This is a genomic window from Streptomyces recifensis (genome assembly GCF_002154615.1).
Classification (GTDB): Bacteria; Actinomycetota; Actinomycetes; order Streptomycetales; family Streptomycetaceae; genus Streptomyces; species Streptomyces griseoluteus.
Genome location: NZ_MUNH01000003.1, coordinates 1 through 19,462, shown reverse-complemented (window position 1 = coordinate 19,462; position 19,462 = coordinate 1). Strand labels below are relative to the sequence as shown.

Sequence of the window (19,462 nt, the reverse complement as noted above, 5' to 3'; positions counted from 1 at the left end):
ACCGAGGACCAGAAGCGCGCCTGGCTCCCCGGACTCGCCGACGGCACGAAGCTGATGGCCTTCGGCATCACCGAGCCCGACGCCGGCTCCAACTCCCACCGCATCACCACCACCGCCCGCCGGGACGGCGACGACTGGCTGCTCACCGGCCGGAAGGTCTTCATCTCCGGGGTGGACCACGCCGACGCCGTCCTGATCGTCGGCCGCACCGAGGACGCCCGCACCGGCAAGCTCAAGCCGTGCCTCTTCATCGTCCCGCGCGACGCCGAAGGCTTCTCCCGCAGCCCGATCGACATGGAGCTGAGCGCCGCCGAGAAGCAGTGGGAACTGGTCCTGGACGACGTACGGCTGCCCGCCGACGCCCTTGTTGGTGGGGGCCCCTCCCACGCTTTCGGCAGTGGGGGAGAAGACGCCGGGCTGCTCCAGCTCTTCGCCGGGCTGAACCCGGAGCGGATCATGACGGCCGCGTTCGCCATCGGCATGGGCCGGTACGCCCTCGCCAAGGCGCTGGAGTACGCCCGTGAGCGCACCGTCTGGAAGACCCCGATCGGCGCCCACCAGGCGATCGCGCACCCCCTCGCCCAGGCCCACATCGACCTGGAACTGGCCAGGTTGATGATGCAGAAGGCGGCCCTCCTCTACGACGCCGGGGACGACATCGGCGCGGGCGAGGCGGCCAACATGGCCAAGTACGCGGCGGGAGAGGCGTGCGTACAGGCCGTCGACCAGGCCGTGCACACCCTCGGCGGCAACGGTCTGACCCGCGAGTTCGGGCTCGCCTCGCTGATCGTCGGCGCACGGGTGGCCCGGATCGCCCCGGTGAGCCGGGAGATGATCCTCAACTACATCTCGCACCAGACCCTCGGCCTGCCCAAGTCGTACTAGAGCGACCGACGTTCGGAGGAACCGTGTTCCACAGCCCGTACGCCGAGGTCCCACCGGTCGAAGAGCCCATCCACGACGCCGTCCTGGCCGGAGCCGCCGCCCACGGCGACCGGCCCGCGCTGATCGACGGCGTGGACGGTGCCACCGTCACCTACGCCCAACTGGACGCCCTGCACCGGAGACTGGCCGCCGCGCTGGCGGAGGCGGGGGTGCGCAAGGGTGACGTACTCGCCCTGCACAGCCCCAACACCATCGCGTTCCCGCTCGCCTTCTACGCGGCCACCCGCGCGGGCGCCACCGTCACCACCGCGCATCCGCTGCACACCCCTCAGGAGCTGGCCAAGCAGCTCGCGGACAGTTCGGCCCGCTGGCTGATCACCGTCTCCCCGCTGCTGCCGACCGCCCGGAGGGCCGCCGAACTCGCGGGCGGGATAAGGGAGATCTTCGTCTGCGACCAGGCGCCCGGCCACCGCTCGCTGACCGAGCTGCTCGCCACCACCGCTCCCGAGCCGGACGCAGCGGTCGACCCGGCCGAGGACATCGCCGTACTGCCGTACTCCTCCGGGACCACCGGCACGCCCAAGGGTGTGATGCTCACCCATCGGCAGATCGCCACCAACCTCGCTCAACTGGAGCCCGCCGTCACGGTGGAGCCCGATGAACGCATCCTCGCGGTGCTGCCGTTCTTCCACATCTACGGCCTGACCGCCCTGATGAACGCGCCCCTGCGCAAGGGCGCCACCGTGGTCGTGCTGCCCCGCTTCGAGCTGGACGCCTTCCTCGCGGCGATCGAGACCCACCGCATCACCGGCCTGTACGTCGCCCCGCCCATCGTGCTCGCCCTCGCCAAGCACCCCTCGGTCGCCCGGTACGACCTCTCCTCGCTGCGGTACGTCCTCAGCGCCGCCGCCCCGCTGGACGCCGCCCTCGCCAAGGCCTGCGCCGACCGGCTCGGGCTGCCGCCGCTGGGCCAGGCGTACGGCATGACGGAGCTGTCGCCCGGCACCCATGTCGTCCCGCTCGCCCAGCTGCGCGACGCGCCGCCCGGCACGGTCGGCAGACTCATCGCCGGCACCGAGATGCGGATCGTCTCCCTGGACGACCCCGGCAGGGACCTCGGACCCGGCGAGCGCGGCGAGATCCTGATCCGGGGCCCGCAGATCATGAAGGGCTACCTGGGCCGCCCGGACGCCACCGCCGCGATGATCGACGCCGACGGCTGGCTGCACACCGGCGACGTCGGCCGAGTGGACGACGAGGGCTGGCTGTTCGTGGTGGACCGGGTGAAGGAACTCATCAAGTACAAGGGGTTCCAGGTGGCCCCGGCCGAACTGGAGGCCCTGCTGCTCACCCACCCCGGCATCGCGGACGCGGCCGTGATCGGCGTCGTCAACGACGACGGCAACGAGGCCCCGCACGCCTTCGTCGTCCGCCAGCCCGCCGCGCCTGACCTCAGCGCCAACGACGTGATGCTGTACGTGGGCGAGCGCGTCGCGCCGTACAAGCGGGTGCGCGGGGTCACCTTCACCGACGGGGTGCCCCGTGCCGCCTCCGGCAAGATCCTGCGCCGGGAGCTGCGCCCATGACCCTCGTCGGACGCACCCGCGACCGGGCCGTGGAGACGCTCAGCCTGGACTCCCCGGACACCCGCAACGCCCTCTCCGCGCCGCTGGTGGCGGAGCTCGCCGAGGCTCTTGCCGACTGCGGAAAGGACCCCGGTGTCCGGGCCGTCGTGCTCACCCACACCGGCAACACCTTCTGCGCCGGGGCCGACCTGCGCGAACCGCCCCGCCCGGACGCCCTGGTGGGGCTGCTGCGCCGGCTGGTGGAGCTGCCCAAGCCGGTGATCGCCCGGATCACCGGACATGTCCGCGCGGGCGGGCTCGGGCTGGCCGGCGCCTGTGACATCGCGGCCTCCTCCGCCGGGGCCACCTTCGCCTTCACCGAGGTCCGCATCGGGGTCGCCCCGGCCGTGATCTCCCTGCCGCTGCTGCCGCGCGCCGACCCGCGCGAACTGGCCCGCTACTACCTCACCGGCGAGCGCTTCGGGCCCGCCGAGGCGGTACGGCTCGGTCTGCTCACGCTCACCGGCGACGACGTGGACCAGGCCCTCGCCCCGGTCCTGGACGGCCTGCGCCGCTCCTCGCCCGAGGCCCTGGCCGCGACGAAGGAGCTGCTCACGGCTAGGGTGCTGGAGACGTTCGACCGGGACGCGGACCGGTTCACCGCGCTCTCGGCCCGGCTGTTCTCCGCCCCCGAGGCGCGGGAGGGGATGACGGCCTTCCTGGAAAGACGGGATGCGGCATGGGTGGTGTGAGTACGGCGGAACGCGACCGCGTACCCAAGCAGGACCGCAGCCGGGCCACCCGGCTGCGGCTGCTGGAGGCCGCCGTGGCCTGCCTCGCCGAACACGGCTGGGCGGGCTCCACGGTCTCGGTCGTCGCCGAGCGCGCGGGTGTCTCGCGGGGCGCGGCCCAGCACCACTTCCCCACCCGCGAGGACCTCTTCACGGCCGCCGTCGAGTACGTCGCGGAACGGCGCTCCACCGCCCTGCGCGACCTGTTCCCGGACGGCCCCGGCGACCGCGGGGCCGTCGTCTCCGCCCTGGTCGGCCTCTACACCGGCCCGCTCTTCCGGGCCGCGCTCCAGCTCTGGGTGGCCGCCGCGAACGAGGAGCAGTTGCGCGGCCGGGTGACCGAGCTGGAGGCCCGCGTCGGCCGGGAGAGCCACCGGATCGCCGTGGAACTCCTCGGCGCCGACGAGTCCCGGCCCGGTGTGCGCGAGAGCGTGCAGGGGCTGCTCGACATGGCGCGCGGCCTCGGCCTCGCCACCCTGCTCACCGACGACACCGCCCGCCGGGAGCGGGTCGTGGCCCAGTGGGCGGCACTGCTGGACGGCGCCCTCGACTGAGCCCCGAACCCTAAGGCGTGACCCGCGTCACACGGGAAATCGAAGGCCCGCAGTACTCTTGCCCCATGCTTCCGATGCTCGTCCGACGCCGTCACGTGGACTACGTGCGCGTCACGAGCATGGGCTGTCGGCGCTCCGCCTGATCCAGCCCCCTTCTCTCGTCTTCTTCTCTCTTCGTCCGGCACCAGGGGGCCGCCACACCCCTCGCGGCTGCCCGTGCCCCGTACACCTCGCGGACGCACCATGACGACTCATACGACGGACCCGTCGTACGCCCAGCTCCCGATCATCGACCTCTCGGCCGCCGACCGCGGTCCCGAGGAGCGGGCCCTCTTCCACGCCCGACTGCACAGCGCCGCCCACGACGTGGGCTTCTTCCAGCTGACCGGGCACGGCGTGACGCAGGCCGAGACCGACGCCCTGACCTCGGCCATGAGGGCCTTCTTCGCTCTGCCCGAGGCCGACCGGCTCGCCCTGGACAACGTCAACTCCCCGCACTTCAGGGGCTACACCCGTACCGGAGACGAGCGCACCGGCGGCGCCCGCGACTGGCGCGACCAGCTCGACATCGGCGCCGAGCGCCCGGCCCGCGTACCGGGCCCCGGCGAGCCGCCGTACTGGTGGCTCCAGGGTCCCAACCAGTGGCCCGCCGCCCTGCCCGAACTGCGCACGGCCGCGCTCGCCTGGATCGAGAAGCTCAGCGCGGTCGCCCAGCGTCTGCTGCGCGAACTGCTCACCGCCATCGGCGCCCCGGCCGGCTTCTACGACCCGGTCTTCGGCGCCCACGCGCACCCGCACCTCAAGCTGGTCCGCTACCCCGGCAGCGCGGGGGACGGCACCGACCAGGGCGTCGGCGCCCACAAGGACTACGGCTTCCTCACCCTGCTCCTCCAGGACACGGTCGGCGGCCTCCAGGTCCAGCGCGCCGACGGCGACTTCCACGAGGTCCCGCCCCTGGACGGCGCGTTCGTCGTCAACCTCGGCGAACTCCTGGAAGTGGCCACCAACGGCTACCTGGTGGCCACCAACCACCGCGTGGTGAGCCCGCCCGCAGCCACGGAACGCTACTCGGTCCCCTTCTTCTACAACCCGAGCCTGGACGCGAGAATAACCCCAGTGCCTTTCCCGCACGCGGAAAAGGCACTGGGGATATCCGCGGACCCGTCGAACCCGCTCTTCGCGGAGTACGGCTACAACGAGCTGAAGGGCAAGCTCCGAGCCCACCCGTTGGTGGCGGAAAGACACCACGCCAATCTGCTGACGCCCGCATAAGTACCCGAGGGGCGCGGGGAACTGGGCGACCAGCCAGGACGGCGGGTCACCCGTCCTCCGCGCCCCACCACCCCACTCAGTGGGCGATATTCTCGAACCCGGAAATATCGGAAGGCTTCCGAGTTCCAGGCCCCACATACTCCGCAGAAGGCCGCACGAGTCGCCCGGTTCGCTTCTGCTCAAGAATATGCGCCGACCACCCGGCAGTACGCGCACACGTGAACATCGAAGTGAACATGTGCGACGGAACTTCGGCGAAGTCGAGCATGATGGCCGCCCAGAATTCCACGTTGGTGGCCAGTACGCGATCCGGCCGCCGATTGTGCAATTCCTCCAGCGCCGCCTTCTCCAGCGCCTCGGCGATCTCGAACCGCGGAGCACCCAGCTCGCGCGCCGTCCGCCGCAGCACCCGCGCCCGAGGGTCCTCGGCCCGGTACACCCGGTGCCCGAACCCCATGAGCCGCTCGCCCCGGTCCAGCGCCTTCTTCACGTACCCGACGGCGTCACCGGTGCGCTCGATCTCCTCGATCATGCCCAGCACGCGCGAGGGGGCACCCCCGTGCAGCGGCCCCGACATCGCACCCACCGCCCCGGACAGCGCGGCGGCGACATCCGCCCCGGTGGAGGCGATGACCCGCGCGGTGAAGGTGGACGCGTTCATGCCGTGCTCCGCGGCAGAGGTCCAGTAGGCGTCGACGGCCGCGACATGCTTCGGGTCGGGCTCGCCGCGCCAGCGGATCATGAAGCGCTCGACGACCGTGCGGGCCTTGTCGATCTCCCGCTGCGGCACCATCGGCAGCCCCTGGCCGCGCGCGGACTGGGCGACGTAGGAGAGCGCCATGACGGCGGCGCGGGCGAGGTCGTCGCGGGCCTGCTCGGCGTCGATGTCCAGCAGCGGCTTGAGGCCCCACACCGGCGCCAGCATGGCGAGCGCGGACTGCACGTCCACCCGGATGTCGCCGGAGTGCACGGGGATCGGGAACGGCTCGGCCGCGGGCAGGCCCGGCGCGAAGGCGCCGTCCACCAGCAGCCCCCACACGTTCCCGAAGGAGACGTGCCCCACGAGGTCCTCGATGTCGACGCCCCGGTAGCGGAGCGACCCGCCCTCCTTGTCCGGCTCGGCGATCTCGGTCTCGAAAGCGACGACTCCCTCTAGTCCGGGTACGAACGCGGACATAAGGCGGCTCCTCGGTGTGGGTCGGTGGCGGTCATCACCGGTACTGCCCCATACGCGCGGGGGTCACCCGGAACGAGGGGCGGGAACAGCACGATAGCCCTGAGTGCCACGTTTGGGGAGACCCCGCGGCACTCAGTGCCACGTTCGTGCGATGCGGCAGGATGACCGCGTGACCGACCGCGATCTCACCCCGAAGCCCGACCCGGCCGTGGACCCCGCGTTCATGCGCGAGCAGTACCGGGCGCACGGCCTCGACATGGAGGAACTCGCCGCGCACCCGATGGACCAGTTCGCCCACTGGTTCAAGGACGCCGCCCGCGCCACCGTCCTCGGCACGCTCTACGAGCCCAACGCCATGGTCGTCTCCACCGTCGACCCCACCGGCCGCCCCAGCTCCCGTACGGTGCTGATGAAGGGCTACGACGGCGACGGCTTCGTCTTCTACACCAACTACGGCTCCCGCAAGGCCCGCGACCTCGCCGGTGACCCGTACATCTCGCTGCTCTTCCCGTGGCACCCCATCGCCCGCCAGGTGATCGTCTGCGGGGTGGCCCGGCGCACCGGCCGCGAGGAGACCGCCGCCTACTTCCGCAGCCGCCCGCACGGCTCGCAGCTCGGCGCCTGGGCCAGCGCCCAGTCCACGGTGATCGGCTCCCGCGAGGTACTCGACGACGCCTACGCCGGCCTCGCCGCCCGGTACCCGGAGGGCGAGGAGGTGCCGGTGCCGGAGAACTGGGGCGGGTTCCGGGTCGCGCCGGAGACGGTGGAGTTCTGGCAGGGCCGGGAGAACCGGTTGCACGACCGGCTTCGCTACACCGCCCTGCCGGACGGCTCCTGGACGACCGAACGGCTGAGCCCTTAGGAGCGCAAAGGCCCGTGAACGCACGGGCCCGTGAACCGCAAAGGCCCGTGAACACGGAACGACCCGCGAGTTCTGGTTCCTCCGCCGTGCGGCGGGGGAGCCGGCCGGACGTGCCGGCGAACTCGCGGGTCGGGTGACTGCTTGGGATTGGGCCGGCCGCACGCTTGGATCACGTACTGGTCCGGCACCGCACTCGGTGTGGTGACGGGCCGCTAGCCCGCAGCCACCTCACGCGTCCGGTTTCCATACATCTGCCGAACCACCTCCCTTCCGTGTGCCGTCAGCCTAAAAAAGCGGGCACCCGAGGTTCAAGTTGTTTTCACCGCCACAATCTGGCGGAACGGCGTGTGGGCTGGGTCACGGTCGAGTTGAATGACCATCGACGCCGTCAGCCGGACGGATCGTGCAAGGGGGACCAGGGTGAGTGCTTCCCGGCGCAGTGGGACCACCGACGAGCTGGGACCGGAGGAACCGGGCGGCGCCGACCTGCTCAACGCCCTGCTGGACGGCATGGACGCCGCCCTGTGCGCCTTCGACGCGGACGGCACCGTCACCCACTGGAACCGCGAGGCCGAGCGCATCCTCGGCTGGAGCGCCGCCGAGGCGGTCGGCCGGCCCGGTTTCGCCGGCTGGGCGGTGCGCAGCGCCGACGACGCGGAGGTGCGCGAGCGGCTGCGGTCCGCGATGCGCGCCCCAGGCCGCCAGGTCCACGAGTTCGCCCTCGTCACCAAGGACGGCCGCCGGGTCCTGGTGCGCACCCAGTCGGCGGCCGTACGCGGCCCGGACGGCCGCCCGGCGGGGCTGTACTGCGCGTTCAGCGAGGTGCACACCCAGATCGACCTGGAGCGGTCCATCGCGCTGAGCGAGGCCCTGTTCGAGGACGCGTCCTGGGGAGTCGTCCTCATCGACGCCGACCTGCGCCCGGCCGTCGTCAACGCGCACGCCGCCCGCGCCCTGGGCGTCGGGCGTTCCACCGCGCTCGGGCGGCCGCTCGGCGAACTCCTCGCCCAGGGGGTGGAGGAGCTGGAGAACGCGCTCACCCATGTGCTGGCCGAGGGCGCCCCGCCGGGTCCGATCGAGCTGTGGGTGACCGTGCGCACGGCCGAGGGGGAGCGGCGGCGCTGCTGGCGCAGCGGGTTCGTCCGGCTGGCCTCGCCGCTGGGGCAGGAACCGGTGCCGCTCGGGGTCGGCTGGCTCTTCCAGGACGTCACCGAGGCCCGGCTGGGGGAGCGCGAGGCGTCCCTGCTGCGGTTCCGCGTCAACCAGTTGCACCGCGCGGCCCGCGCCGCCGCCGAGTGCGAGGACCCCGCCGAGGCGGCTGTCGTCCACTTGGAGTTCGCCCTCGCCGGCTTCGCCGACCACGCCCTGCTGGACCGGCTGACCGACTCGCGCGGGGAGACCGTACGGCTGGAGCGGCTCGCCGCCACGCCCGCCGGGACACCGGGCGCCGACGCCCACACCGGGCTGCCCGTGCGCTACGCCCCGGACCACCCGGCACCCCGGTGCACCGAACGGGGCGGCACGGTGCGCGCCGACGTGAACGGGGTACCGGCCGAGCGCTCGCCGGAGTGGGCCCGCACCAGGCACTGGCCCGCCGACACCGCCCACGCGCTGTGCACCCCGCTGCGCAGCCGGGGGCGGACCCTGGGCGTGCTGACCTTTCTGCGCGGCACGTCCCGCGACGGCTTCGACCGCACGGACACGACGTACGCGGAAGAGGTGGCCGCGCGCATCGCGGCGGCGCTGGACCTGGCGGACACGGTACGGAGCACCGGGCAGGTCTGAACCGCCGACGCGGCAGAGGGACGGCGTTCTAGTGGTGGTAGTAGATCCGGTCGCCGTACTTCTCCATGATGCGGGCGTTCCAGTCGTGCCCGCCGTCCACGTTCCCCGAGCGCAGCAGCGGGGGCTCCACGCCCCGGTCGGCCAGAGTGGCCGCCGCCGTCGCCACCATGGACTGCATGAGGGCCGAGGTGACCACGGTGGAGGCGGGCGCGAAGGGCGCCGGGACGGTGTCGAGCGTCAGCTCGGCGTCCCCGACCGCGATCTTGGAGTCCAGTACGACGTCGCAGTGGTCCTTCAGGAAGGTGCCCGAGGAGTGCCGGGAGGCGGTCCCGGTGGCGTAGGCGACCGAGGTGACGCCGATGACCTTGATGCCCAGGGCGCGCGCGTGCTGGGCCATCTCCACCGGCAGGGCGTTGCGGCCGGACAGGGAGATGATCACCAGGGCGTCGCCGTCGCGCAGCGGTGAGCTGTCCAGCACGGCGGAGGCGAGGCCGTCCACCCGCTCCAGGGCGGAGCCGAGGACGGCCGGGCTGACGTCGATGCCGACCACGCCCGGCACGGCGAGCAGGTTCATCAGGGCGAGGCCGCCCGCGCGGTAGACGACGTCCTGCGCGGGAAGCGAGGAGTGTCCGGCGCCGAAGGCGAAGAGCCGTCCGCCCGACTCCACCGTGTCCGCGAGCAGGGTCCCGGCGGCGGCGATGGCGCCGCCCTCCTCCTCGCGCACCCGCCGCAGCAGGCCGATCGCCGCGTCCAGGAACCGGTCGGCCGGCGTGCCGTCGCTCATGCGGGTGCCCCTTCGCGCCTCGATGTCGCGGATCACCGTGCGGTCCGGACCAGCGCGGTGTCAATACGGCCCGCGCTTCCCGGCCGAAGCGCGGCCGGTTCCCGCTGTTTCCCCGGCGCGGCACGATTGTCGGTGGTATCCGGCAGAATTGATTCTGGGCCAGCGCACGCGCCGGGAGCGGTGAGCTCTTCGGCAAAGTAATCGAGGGGCACGTATGTCCGGACTGATCGACACCACGGAGATGTATCTCCGCACCATCCTCGAACTGGAAGAGGAAGGCGTCGTCCCCATGCGCGCCCGCATCGCGGAACGGCTCGACCAGAGCGGGCCGACCGTCAGTCAGACGGTGGCCCGCATGGAGCGGGACGGACTGGTGTCCGTGGCCAGCGATCGTCATCTGGAGCTGACCGACGAGGGCCGCAGGCTGGCCACGCGCGTGATGCGCAAGCACCGGCTCGCCGAGTGTCTGCTCGTGGACGTGATCGGGCTGGAGTGGGAGCAGGTGCACGCGGAGGCGTGCCGCTGGGAGCACGTGATGAGCGAGGCGGTGGAGCGCCGCGTGCTGGAGCTGCTGCGCCACCCCACCGAGTCGCCCTACGGCAACCCGATCCCGGGTCTCGAGGAACTGGGCGAGAAGGACGGCGCCGACCCGTTCCTGGACGAGGGCATGGTCTCGCTCGCGGAGCTGGACCCCGGCTCGGACGGCAAGACGGTCGTGGTGCGCCGGATCGGGGAGCCGATCCAGACCGACGCCCAGCTCATGTACACGCTGCGGCGGGCGGGTGTGCAGCCCGGTTCGGTGGTGAGCGTGACCGAGTCGGCGGGTGGCGTGCTGGTGGGCAGCGGTGGTGAGGCGGCCGAGCTGGCCTCCGACGTCGCCTCCCACGTCTTCGTCGCCAAGCGCTGACGCGAGGAGGCCCCGGCGCCGCCGCGGCGCCGGGGCCTCACCTCCCCGGTACCGACCCGGAGCCCCGAGCTCCCAGGGTCAGTCCCTCCGGACCGTTTTTCCCCGAGCGGTCCGCCCCCCACGCCAGAGAAGATCCCCTCGGCGGTGGCGATCATTCCTCTTCCGGTGTCACTCGAACGAGGGGTGTTGACGGAGCGAACGCCCGCGTCGAATGAGTTTTCGATAATCTGCGACGGCAGCACCAGGCGGAACGCACGACAGCGACAGCGGCAGTACAACGGTACGAAGCAGGCGGAGCTGGGGGGTGCCAGGGCTATGGCACGACGTATCGAGGTCACAGGAGCGGGCGGGGTGCGGCTGGCCGCGTGGGAGTTCGCGGACCCGCCCAAGGAGGGGACCGGGCCCGGTGCGCGGGGTGTCCTGCTCCTCCACGGGCTGATGGGGCGTGCCGCGCACTGGGCGTCCACCGCCCGCGGGCTGGCCGGGCGGTACCGCGCGGTCGCCCTCGACCAGCGGGGGCACGGGCAGAGCGCGCAGCCGCCCTTGGAAGCCTGCACTCGCGAGGCCTACGTCGAGGACGCCGAGGCCGCGCTGGAGCAGCTCGCCCTCGCCCCCGCCGTCCTCGTCGGCCACGCGATGGGCGCGCTCACCGCCTGGCAGCTGGCCGCCCGCCGTCCGGACCTGGTGCGCGGCCTGGTCATCTGCGACATGCGGGCCTCCGCGCTGGGCGCCGCCTCGCAGACCGAGTGGGCCGACTGGTTCCGCTCCTGGCCGCTGCCGTTCGCCACCCTCGCCGACGTCCGGCGCTGGTTCGCCGAGGACGATCCCCGCCTCGAACGCCCCGACCCCGCGCGCGGTGCCTTCTACGCCGAGGTCATGCACGAGTCCGCCGACGGCTGGCGCCCCCTCTTCGACCCCGACCGCATGCTCCGCACCCGCGAGACCTGGGTCCACGACGCCCACTGGGACGAACTCACCCAGGTCCGCTGCCCCACCCTCGTCGTCCGCGGCCTCGACGGCGAACTCGGCCGAGCCGAGGCCCAGGAAATGGTCCGCGTCCTCCCGGACGGCCACTACGCCGAAATCCCCGACGCGGGCCACGTCCCCCACTACGACCAGCCGACGGCTTGGCAGGGGGTGCTGGAGGGGTTCCTGGCCGACCTGGGGACACCCTGAGGTGCCACCCACAGCGGGCCGGCGGGGCACGCCGGGACTCGCCCATCCGGGGCGAGTCCCCTCCGCCGAAGCGGTGCGGCGGCGCCGTCTAGCCCTTGCTCACCGCCACCAGGATCTCCGGCAGCCGGGCCGCGGTCCGCGGCGCGGCCAGGCGGAGGCCCGTCAGGGCCAGGGCGGCTCCGTACGCGGCGCCCGCGGGGAGCAGCAGCCAGGACCACTCGGCGCCCCCGTCGCTGATGTTCAGCCAGATCGTCGCCGCGATCACCGGGGAGCACAGCAGCGCCGAGGCGACCATGCCGCCGAAGATGGAGATCCAGGCGAGGCCCGCCTGGCCGGGGGCGACGTTCTTGTGGCCCTCCTGCGGTATCGAGTAGGGGAAGCGGGCCGAGGTCCAGGCGCCGGTGGCGAGCATGGCGCCGAGCAGGGCCAGGGAGAGGCCCAGCACCTCGGGGAGGCGGGACCAGTCGCCCAGCAGCGCGGTGGTGACCACGGTGACGAGGGTGGCGTACGGCAGGGTGATCAGCAGCAGGGCCAGCGCCCGTCCGCGCAGCTCGGCGTAGGCGTCGCGCGGGGAGGAGACGGTCATCGCCACCATCCAGAACGCGGAGGTGTCCTGCCCGAACTGGTTGTACATCTGGATGCCGAGCATTCCGGAGGCGAAGCACGCGAAGTACAGCGAGCCGGTGCCCTGGATGGCGTTGAACACCGGCACGATCAGTCCGATCGCCAGCGAGGTCACCCACGCCGCCTTGGTCTTCGGGTCGCGCCAGATGTAGCGCAGCGTCCGCTCCATCACGGCCCCCGTGCGCCCGGCCGGCAGCAGCCGGGCCAGCCCCGCCGAGGCGCGGTCACGGCCACCGTCGTCGGCCGCCTGGAGCGTGGAACCGTCCGGCGACGTCATCAGCCGGGTCAGACTCCGCGCCCACGCCCCGATCAGCAGCACCAGAAGCAGTGCGCACAAGGCGAGTTGGGCCAGCGCCACTCCGTACGATCCTTCGCTCGCCGAGCTGACCGCGCCCAGCGCTGACGCGGGCGGTACCCACGCCAGCACGTCCGCGACCGGCCGGAGTTGGCCCAGCCCGCCCGAACCGAGCCGCTGGGCGCCGAAGTTGACGAGCTGGGCGCCGATGGCGATGACCAGCCCGCTCAGTACGGCGAGGTCGCGGCCCTTGCGGCTGGTCAGCAGGCGGACGTTGGCCGCGGCGACCGCCCGCGCCAGCGCCACGCAGGTCAGCAGCGCCAGGGCGACCCCCACGACCGCGAAGGCCCAGCCCGCTCCGTGCGCCAGCGCCAGCCCGCAGCCCGCCAGCACCAGCAGGGTGAACACCGGGCCGATCCCCACCAGCGAGGCCACGAGCAGCCCCCGTACCAGCGTCCGTGGCCGCAGGGGGAGCATGACCAGGCGGGTCGGGTCGAGGGTCTCGTCGCCGCCGGGGAAGAACAGCGGCATCACCGCCCACCCCAGCGCCAGCACCGCCACACCGGGCACGGCGACGGACTCCGGGTGGGACTGGAAGCGCAGGGCGACAAAGCCCAGCAGTTGCAGCAGCGCGAAGACCAGGGTGAGCACCGCCGAGGCGACGAACGCGGCGCGCCGGCCCGTGGACTGGCGCAGCCCGTTGCGCAGCAGGGACAGCTTCAGCCGGACCAGTACCGAGGTCGCGGAGGCGGGCGTCGCGGTCGTCATCGGACCGCCCCGCCGCCGAGCCAGTCCAGATCGGACCCGGCGTCCCGCCCGCTCGCGCCCACCAGCTCCAGGAACGCGGCCTGGAGGGTCGGGTGCTCCCCGCGCACCTCCGCCAGCGTCCCGGTCGCCCGGATGCGCCCGGCGGCCAGCACCGCGACCCAGTCGCACAGCGACTCCACCAGCTCCATCACGTGCGAGGAGAACACCACGGTCGCGCCGGACGCGGTGTACCGCTCCAGCACCCCCCGGATGGTCTGCGCGGAGACCGGGTCGACGCCTTCGAACGGCTCGTCCAGGAACAGCACTTCGGGGTTGTGCAGCAGGGCCGCGGCGAGTCCGATCTTCTTGCGCATGCCGGTCGAGTAGTCGACGACGAGCTTGTGCTGCGACCCGGCGAGGTCCAGTACGTCCAGCAACTGGGTGGCCCGCTTGTCCACCTCGGCACCCGGCAGCCCCCGCAACCGGCCGCTGTAGGCCAGCAGTTCACGCCCGGACAGCCGCTCGAACAGCCGCAGCCCCTCCGGCAGCACCCCGACCCGGGACTTCACCGCCACCGGGTCCTGCCACACGTCGTGCCCGACGATCTCGACGGACCCCCGATCGGGCCGGAGCAGGCCGGTGACCATCGACAGAGTGGTGGTCTTGCCCGCTCCGTTCGGGCCGACCAGCCCGATGAACTTCCCGGCCGGCAGGTCGAGATCGATGCCGCCCACCGCGACATGCTGCCCGAACTGCTTCCAGAGTCCCCGTACCCGTACCGCTGCCTCCGTCATGACGGAAACCCTACGGTGACGGCCGTCACCGGGGCACCCGCGCGGCGGAACCGCGAGGTCCGGGTACCGCTCAGCAGTCCTGGTTGCAGGCGTACGCCAGCGGCGGGATCAGCTCCTCCGCGTCCGGCAGCCACCGGTTGGCCGGCGTCGGACGGCACGCCCACTGCACGGCGCCCCGCGACCCGATCCGGGTCGGCGGCGCCGCCAGGTACCGCCCGTCGCCCAGCGCGACCAGATCACGCGCGGCCGCCGCCCAGCCGACCTGCCGCACCAGCTCCGGCGCCTTCGCCGCGCCGCCCGGCAGCACGAGGAACTGCATGCGCCGGTCCGGGGTGAGGGTCACCGGGCCGAGGTTCAGATCCATGCGCCGCATCCGGGCAAGCGCCAGGAACCCGGCGCTCTCCGGAACGGACAGCGCGTCGAAGGTGCGGCCGGTCGGCAGCAGGATCGACGCCGAGGGCTGCTCCCGCCACATCTCCCGGACCACCGCCGGGCTGCCGGTCGCACGTGTCGCCCAGTCGGGGCGCGTGGGGTGCGCGCCGGGCGCGGGACAGACGGTGTCGCCGCAGGAGCAGTACCGCACGCCGCCCGCGTCCACCAGCCAACTGCCCGCCAGCACGTCCCAGTGCCGCTCCTCGGCGTACGCAACGGCGGTCTCCACCAGCGATCCCCCGCGCGGGCGCGGAATCCGGGCCGCCTCGGGGCCCGCGGTCGTCTCGTCCACGTCCCACTCAACTGCCGCGTCCACCCGGAGTTACGGCCCGGCCGTGCGCCGGGGCGGCACACCGGCCCGGTCGTCGGGGCGCACGGGAGCACGGCCGGGGGCGCGCGGGAGAGGCGAACGGGCGGCGCGGGTAGCCAGGGAGGGCACGGGGCGCGCGGGGGAGACGGCTTTACCCCGGCAAACCGCACATGTCGCGCATTGACGTTATGTCGACTGGGAAGTGATCTGCAGACCGGAACGACCAGTGATCTTCACGCTCCAGGGGTTCGCAGGGGGTAGCGCATGGCCGCGAGGCCGCTAGTGGCGAGGCAGCCGAACGAACGGCTGCAGGCACTCATCCAGGAAGCGGGGTGCTCGAACGCGGGGCTGGCCCGGCGGGTCAACATGTGCGGCGCCGAGCACGGACTCGACCTGCGCTACGACAAGACCTCCGTGGCCCGCTGGCTTCGCGGCCAGCAGCCGCGCGGACGCGCCCCGGCGATCATCGCGGAGGCGCTCGGCCGCAAGCTCGGCCGTACGGTCACGATCGACGAGATCGGCATGGCCAACGGCAAGAACCTCGCCTCCGGCGTGGGCCTGCAGTTCTCGCCGACGGTCCTCGGGGCCATCGAGCAGGTCTGCGAGCTGTGGCGCAGCGACGTGGGGCGGCGCGACTTCCTGTCCGGCTCCTCGGTCGCCGCCTCCGCGCTGGTCGAGCCCAGCCGGGACTGGCTGATCTCGGCGCCGGACGCCCAGGTGGCCCGGCAGGCGGGCCCGCGCGTGGGCCAGGCCGACGTGGCGGCCGTGCGCTCGATGACCCAGGCGCTGGTCGACCTCGACCACCAGTACGGCAGCGGGCATGTGCGCCCGGTCGTCGTGCACTACCTCAACAGCGTGGTCTCCGGCCTGCTCGCGGGCTCCTACCGGGAGGCGGTCGGGCGGGAACTCTTCGCCGCCGTGGCCCGGTTGACCGAGCTGGCCGGGTACATGGCGGTCGACACCGGCCAGCCGGGCCTGGCCCAGCGGTACTACATCCAGTCGCTGCGCCTGGCGCAGGCGGCCGGGGACCGGGGGTACGGCGGCTATGTACTGGCCGCCTCCATGAGCCACCTCGCCGCCGAGCTCGGAAACCCGCGCGAGATCGCCCAGTTGGCGCGCGCCGCGCAGGAGGGTGCCCGGGGCCGGGTCACCCCGCGCGCGGAGTCGATGTTCCACGCGGCCGAGGCGCGCGGGCACGCCGTACTGGGCGACGTGCGCGCCGCGCAGGCGTCCGCCGGGCGGGCCATCTCGGCGCTGGAGCGGGCGGACGCCTCCCACGGCGACGACCCGGTGTGGATCGCCCACTTCGACGAGGCCTACCTCGCCGACGAGTTGGCGCACTGCCACCGTGACCTCGGGCAGGCCGAGGCCGCCGCGAGATACGCCCGGCAGGCGCTGGAGCGGCACCCCGCCTCGCGGGCCCGGCGCCGGGCCATCGGCTATGTGCTCCTGGCCACGGCCCAGGTGCAGCAGCGCGAGGTCGAGCAGGCCTGCGGCACCGGCATGAAGGCCGTGGAACTGCTGGAGACGCTCCGCTCCGAGCGCGGCACCGAGTACCTGGAGGACCTCCAGCAGCGCTTGCAGCCCTTCCGGGACGAGGCGGTGGTAAGGGAGTTCGGGGCGCGACTCGACGTCCGGCAGGCCGCCTGAGCAGTCGGTGCGCCCGAGTGCCCTTGTGGCAAAGGGCACTCGGGCGCTGAGCTGCGTGGCACCGGGCTCCGCGGACCCGGTAGCGTGAGCCGACGATTCCGAACGTCCTTCAATCGTAGGAGTCCCGGTGACGCAGAGTGGACAGGGCGATGAGCCCTCGGCGCGACCCGCGCACGAAGGCATCGTGCTGCCCTCCGACGGAGGGGAGCCCCTGCTGCCGGGCATGACGGGGACACCCGCGGTACCCCCGGGCGGCCAGCCCTGGGGCGGCTCCTGGGGCCCCGGCCAGGACCAGCAGCAGCCCCAGCACCAGCAGCACCAGCAGAGCCAGGGCTGGCCCCCGGCCGCCGCGCAGGAGTGGCAGACCCCGCAGCAGCCGTCCGGTCCGGGCCCGATGCCGCCCGAGGGCCCCACGTACGACGCGCAGGGCTACGGCGGCGCGCAGCCCTACCCCCAGCAGCACCAGGGGTACGGCCACGACGGCTATTCGCAGCAGTCCGCGCCGCTGCCGCCGATGGACGAGGCGGCCACCCAGTTCATGCCGCCGGTGGGCCCCGGCCCGGGCCAGGGTCCCGAGGGAGCGACGCAGTACCTCCCGCCGGTCCCCTCCGGCGGCGCCGACCAGGCCGCCACGCAGTACATACCCCCGGTGGCGTCGGGCGCGCTGCCGCCCGAGGCCACCGGGAACGACGGCCGTCAGGGCTACCCGCAGCAGCGGCCGGACGAGGCGGCCACCCAGTACATCCCGCCCTACCAGGCCGGTGCCGACGACGCCGACCGGCAGCCACCCGCCGAGTTCGACAACCTCTTCCGCGGCAACCAGTACGGCGCCGACACCGCCCAGGGCTCGACCCAGCAGATGCCGCGCGTCCCGGCCCCGGACCCGCGTCCGCCGGCGCCCATGGTCTCGGCCCAGCCCGCCTACCGGCCGCCGATGGACCACGGCGACGACGGCGGACGGCGCGGCGGCGGCCGTACCGGTTCGCGGGTGCCGCTGATCGCGGCCGTCGGTGTCGGCATCGTCGTCCTCGGCATCGGCGCGGGCGCCCTGCTCAGCGGCGGCGGTGACGACGGCGACGACAACCGGCCGGTCGCCTCCTCCACCCCGGCCAGCGAGAAGCCCTCGCCGTCCGCGTCGGCCGCCGACCCGGCCCAGCCGCAGGCGGCCGAGCTGGACAAGCTGCTCGCCGACAGCGGCAGCAGCCGCTCCACCGTGATCCAGGCGGTCGAGCGCATCAGGCAGTGCCAGAACCTGGACCAGGCCGCCGCCGACCTGCGCGGCGCCGCCCAGCAGCGCGCCGACCTGGTCACCCGGCTCGGCAAGCTGTCCGTGGACAAGCTGCCGAACAACGCCGAGCTGAACGCGGCGCTGACCGCCGCCTGGCAGGCGTCGGCCGCCGCCGACAACCACTACGCGCTCTGGGCCCGGCAGGCCAAGAGCAAGAAGGTCTGCGGCAAGGGCCACGCCCGCTCGACCAACCACACCCAGGCCGGCAACGCCCAGAGCGGTACCGCCAGCGCCCAGAAGGCGAAGGCGGCCCAGCTCTGGAACGCCATCGCCACCAAGTACGGGCTCACCACCCGCCAGCCGACCCAGCTCTGAGGTCCGGGCGCGGTCGAGGGTCAGCCCACGTCCGCGCTCTCCAGCGTCCGCGTCATGTCGCCGCCCGCGGCGGCCCCCGTGCTGCCCCGCCGGACGGCGGTCAGCCTGCCCTCCCGGACCACCTGGAGGGTGACGTCGGCGTTGACCAGGCGCGGGAAGCCGACCGCCGCGAGCCGGGTCTCGTCCGGCCAGTGCAGGGTCGGGGTCAGCCCGCCGGTGGACACCCGCAGCCCGCCGTCCAGGGTGTGGCGCACCGTGTCCGGGGTCACGTCGCCGTCGCCGATCCGCTCCAGCACGGCCCGCAGCACGGTGTAGGCGATCCAGGTGGTCTGCACCCCGGCGTCGGCCGGGTCGATGCTGTTGTCCCCGAACGCCTCCTCGCTGATCACCTGCTTCATCGGGTTCCAGCGCGGGTCGGACGCCACCGGGTACCAGCCCGTGATGTACGCCCCCTCGTACGGCCCCGAGGCGCCGCCGGTCGCGTTGATCTCCGTCTGGTCGACGCTGCCCAGCACGGTCGCCGTGCGCACCGGGGCGTGGCCGGTGCGGGCGCGGCGGAAGGAGTCCATGAAGGTGTCGGTGCGGTCCCCGAGCGCGGGCACCACGCATCCCTTGCGCGCCGGGTCGGCGGTGGCGCCGCGCAGAGCCCGCTCGGCCTGGTCGCCGTACTCGGTGGCGTCCTCGGCGGCGAGCTGGTCGGTGGCGGCCGGGTGGCCGCCCGTCTTCAGGCCCGAGTCGAGCAGCGCGGGCAGCTGGTCCCCGGCGATGCTGTCCGGCCGTACCAGCGCGACCGGGCCGCAGCCCGCCGCGAGCGCCTGCCCGAGCCCGGCCAGCAGCGCGGGCTGACCGCCGTTGACCGGGTAGGAGTACGGGCCGGTGAACTCGTCGCTGGTGATGCCGTAGCCGCCGATGTAGGGGATGCCCGCGCTCTCCAGGGGAGCGAGGAAGGAGTCCCCGAACTGGCTGTAGGAGCCGACGACCGCGACCACGCCCTCGGCCGCCGCGCGCCGGGCGCACTTGGCGGCGCCCACGCTGTCGTTGTGCTCGTTGCAGGTCAGCACGGTGAGCGTGCGGCCGCCGACCCCGCCGTGCTTGTTGAGCCACTTCGCGTACGCGCGGGCCATCGCGGGCATGCCGGGCTTGTTGGTGGCGGCGGTGTTCTCCGGCGCCCAGGTCATCACCCTGACCGTGCCGTCCCCGGCGCCGCCGTCCGTGCCGGGCACGGTTCCGCAGCCGGCGGTCAGCACGG

General features: G+C 73.3%; 17 protein-coding genes. 11 read left to right on the top strand and 6 right to left on the bottom strand.

Annotation, left to right across the window (positions count from 1 at the left end):
- From CCN33_RS00190 to CCN33_RS00170, 5 genes are all read left to right on the top strand, one after another.
- Positions 1-885, top strand: an 885-nt coding sequence (locus tag CCN33_RS00190; RefSeq protein ID WP_086689857.1) for an acyl-CoA dehydrogenase family protein, incomplete at its 5' end; no start/stop codon positions are given.
- A gap of 23 nt (positions 886-908) precedes the next feature.
- The gene (locus CCN33_RS00185; protein WP_086689855.1) at positions 909-2,471 is read left to right on the top strand and encodes a 4-coumarate--CoA ligase family protein; all 1,563 of its coding nucleotides are present in this window, start codon (positions 909-911) and stop codon (positions 2,469-2,471) included.
- Positions 2,468-3,202 carry an enoyl-CoA hydratase family protein gene (locus CCN33_RS00180; protein ID WP_086689853.1) on the top strand — a complete coding sequence of 245 codons (735 nt, stop codon included), beginning with the start codon at positions 2,468-2,470 and terminating at the stop codon, positions 3,200-3,202. Before CCN33_RS00185 ends, CCN33_RS00180 begins: the two co-directional genes overlap by 4 nt.
- Positions 3,190-3,795 carry a TetR/AcrR family transcriptional regulator gene (locus tag CCN33_RS00175; protein ID WP_086689851.1) on the top strand — a complete coding sequence of 202 codons (606 nt, stop codon included), beginning with the start codon at positions 3,190-3,192 and terminating at the stop codon, positions 3,793-3,795. Before CCN33_RS00180 ends, CCN33_RS00175 begins: the two co-directional genes overlap by 13 nt.
- A 243-nt stretch (positions 3,796-4,038) precedes the next feature.
- A complete protein-coding gene (locus tag CCN33_RS00170; RefSeq protein WP_086689849.1) occupies positions 4,039-5,067 on the top strand; it encodes an isopenicillin N synthase family dioxygenase in 1,029 nt (342 codons plus the stop codon).
- A gap of 76 nt (positions 5,068-5,143) precedes the next feature.
- On the opposite strand, the gene CCN33_RS00165 is transcribed toward CCN33_RS00170, so the two are convergent.
- Positions 5,144-6,244, bottom strand: coding sequence for a citrate synthase 2 (locus CCN33_RS00165; RefSeq protein WP_030804770.1), 1,101 nt, complete (start codon positions 6,242-6,244; stop codon positions 5,144-5,146).
- 151 nt (positions 6,245-6,395) lie between these two features.
- Between CCN33_RS00165 and pdxH the strand changes: the two genes are divergently transcribed.
- Both pdxH and CCN33_RS00155 read left to right on the top strand, forming a co-directional pair.
- Positions 6,396-7,106: a pyridoxamine 5'-phosphate oxidase gene (gene pdxH / locus CCN33_RS00160; RefSeq protein ID WP_208621617.1), complete on the top strand. Its 711-nt coding sequence runs from the start codon at positions 6,396-6,398 to the stop codon at positions 7,104-7,106.
- Positions 7,107-7,526: 420 nt separating this feature from the next.
- Positions 7,527-8,891: a PAS domain-containing protein gene (locus tag CCN33_RS00155; RefSeq protein WP_086689848.1), complete on the top strand. Its 1,365-nt coding sequence runs from the start codon at positions 7,527-7,529 to the stop codon at positions 8,889-8,891.
- A 28-nt stretch (positions 8,892-8,919) separates the two neighbouring features.
- On the opposite strand, the gene CCN33_RS00150 is transcribed toward CCN33_RS00155, so the two are convergent.
- A complete protein-coding gene (locus CCN33_RS00150) occupies positions 8,920-9,675 on the bottom strand; it encodes an SIS domain-containing protein (RefSeq protein WP_086689861.1) in 756 nt (251 codons plus the stop codon).
- 214 nt (positions 9,676-9,889) lie between these two features.
- Here CCN33_RS00150 and CCN33_RS00145 point away from each other — a divergent pair, with 214 nt between their 5' ends.
- Both CCN33_RS00145 and CCN33_RS00140 read left to right on the top strand, forming a co-directional pair.
- On the top strand, positions 9,890-10,582 hold the full coding sequence (locus CCN33_RS00145; protein ID WP_086689846.1) for an iron-dependent transcriptional repressor DtxR: 693 nt from the start codon (positions 9,890-9,892) through the stop codon (positions 10,580-10,582).
- Positions 10,583-10,897: 315 nt separating this feature from the next.
- Entirely contained in the window at positions 10,898-11,758 is an 861-nt protein-coding gene (locus CCN33_RS00140; protein WP_086689844.1) for an alpha/beta fold hydrolase, read from the top strand.
- Positions 11,759-11,846: 88 nt separating this feature from the next.
- On the opposite strand, the gene CCN33_RS00135 is transcribed toward CCN33_RS00140, so the two are convergent.
- From CCN33_RS00135 to CCN33_RS00125, 3 genes are all read right to left on the bottom strand, one after another.
- On the bottom strand, positions 11,847-13,445 hold the full coding sequence (locus tag CCN33_RS00135) for a transporter (RefSeq protein WP_086689842.1): 1,599 nt from the start codon (positions 13,443-13,445) through the stop codon (positions 11,847-11,849).
- Complete coding sequence (locus tag CCN33_RS00130) at positions 13,442-14,218, bottom strand: ABC transporter ATP-binding protein (RefSeq protein ID WP_086689840.1); 777 nt, start codon at positions 14,216-14,218, stop codon at positions 13,442-13,444. The genes CCN33_RS00135 and CCN33_RS00130 overlap by 4 nt, the downstream gene beginning before the upstream one ends.
- 70 nt (positions 14,219-14,288) lie before the next feature.
- Complete coding sequence (locus tag CCN33_RS00125) at positions 14,289-14,942, bottom strand: bifunctional DNA primase/polymerase (protein WP_086689838.1); 654 nt, start codon at positions 14,940-14,942, stop codon at positions 14,289-14,291.
- Between the two features lie 282 nt (positions 14,943-15,224).
- On the opposite strand from CCN33_RS00125, the gene CCN33_RS00120 reads away from it, so the two are divergent.
- Both CCN33_RS00120 and CCN33_RS00115 read left to right on the top strand, forming a co-directional pair.
- Positions 15,225-16,610 carry an NsdA family TPR-like regulatory protein gene (locus CCN33_RS00120; RefSeq protein WP_086689836.1) on the top strand — a complete coding sequence of 462 codons (1,386 nt, stop codon included), beginning with the start codon at positions 15,225-15,227 and terminating at the stop codon, positions 16,608-16,610.
- 127 nt (positions 16,611-16,737) lie between these two features.
- On the top strand, positions 16,738-18,213 hold the full coding sequence (locus CCN33_RS00115; protein ID WP_086689834.1) for a hypothetical protein: 1,476 nt from the start codon (positions 16,738-16,740) through the stop codon (positions 18,211-18,213).
- Positions 18,214-18,233: 20 nt separating this feature from the next.
- On the opposite strand, the gene CCN33_RS00110 is transcribed toward CCN33_RS00115, so the two are convergent.
- Positions 18,234-19,462, bottom strand: a 1,229-nt coding sequence (locus CCN33_RS00110; RefSeq protein WP_244173521.1) for an ABC transporter substrate-binding protein, incomplete at its 5' end; no start/stop codon positions are given.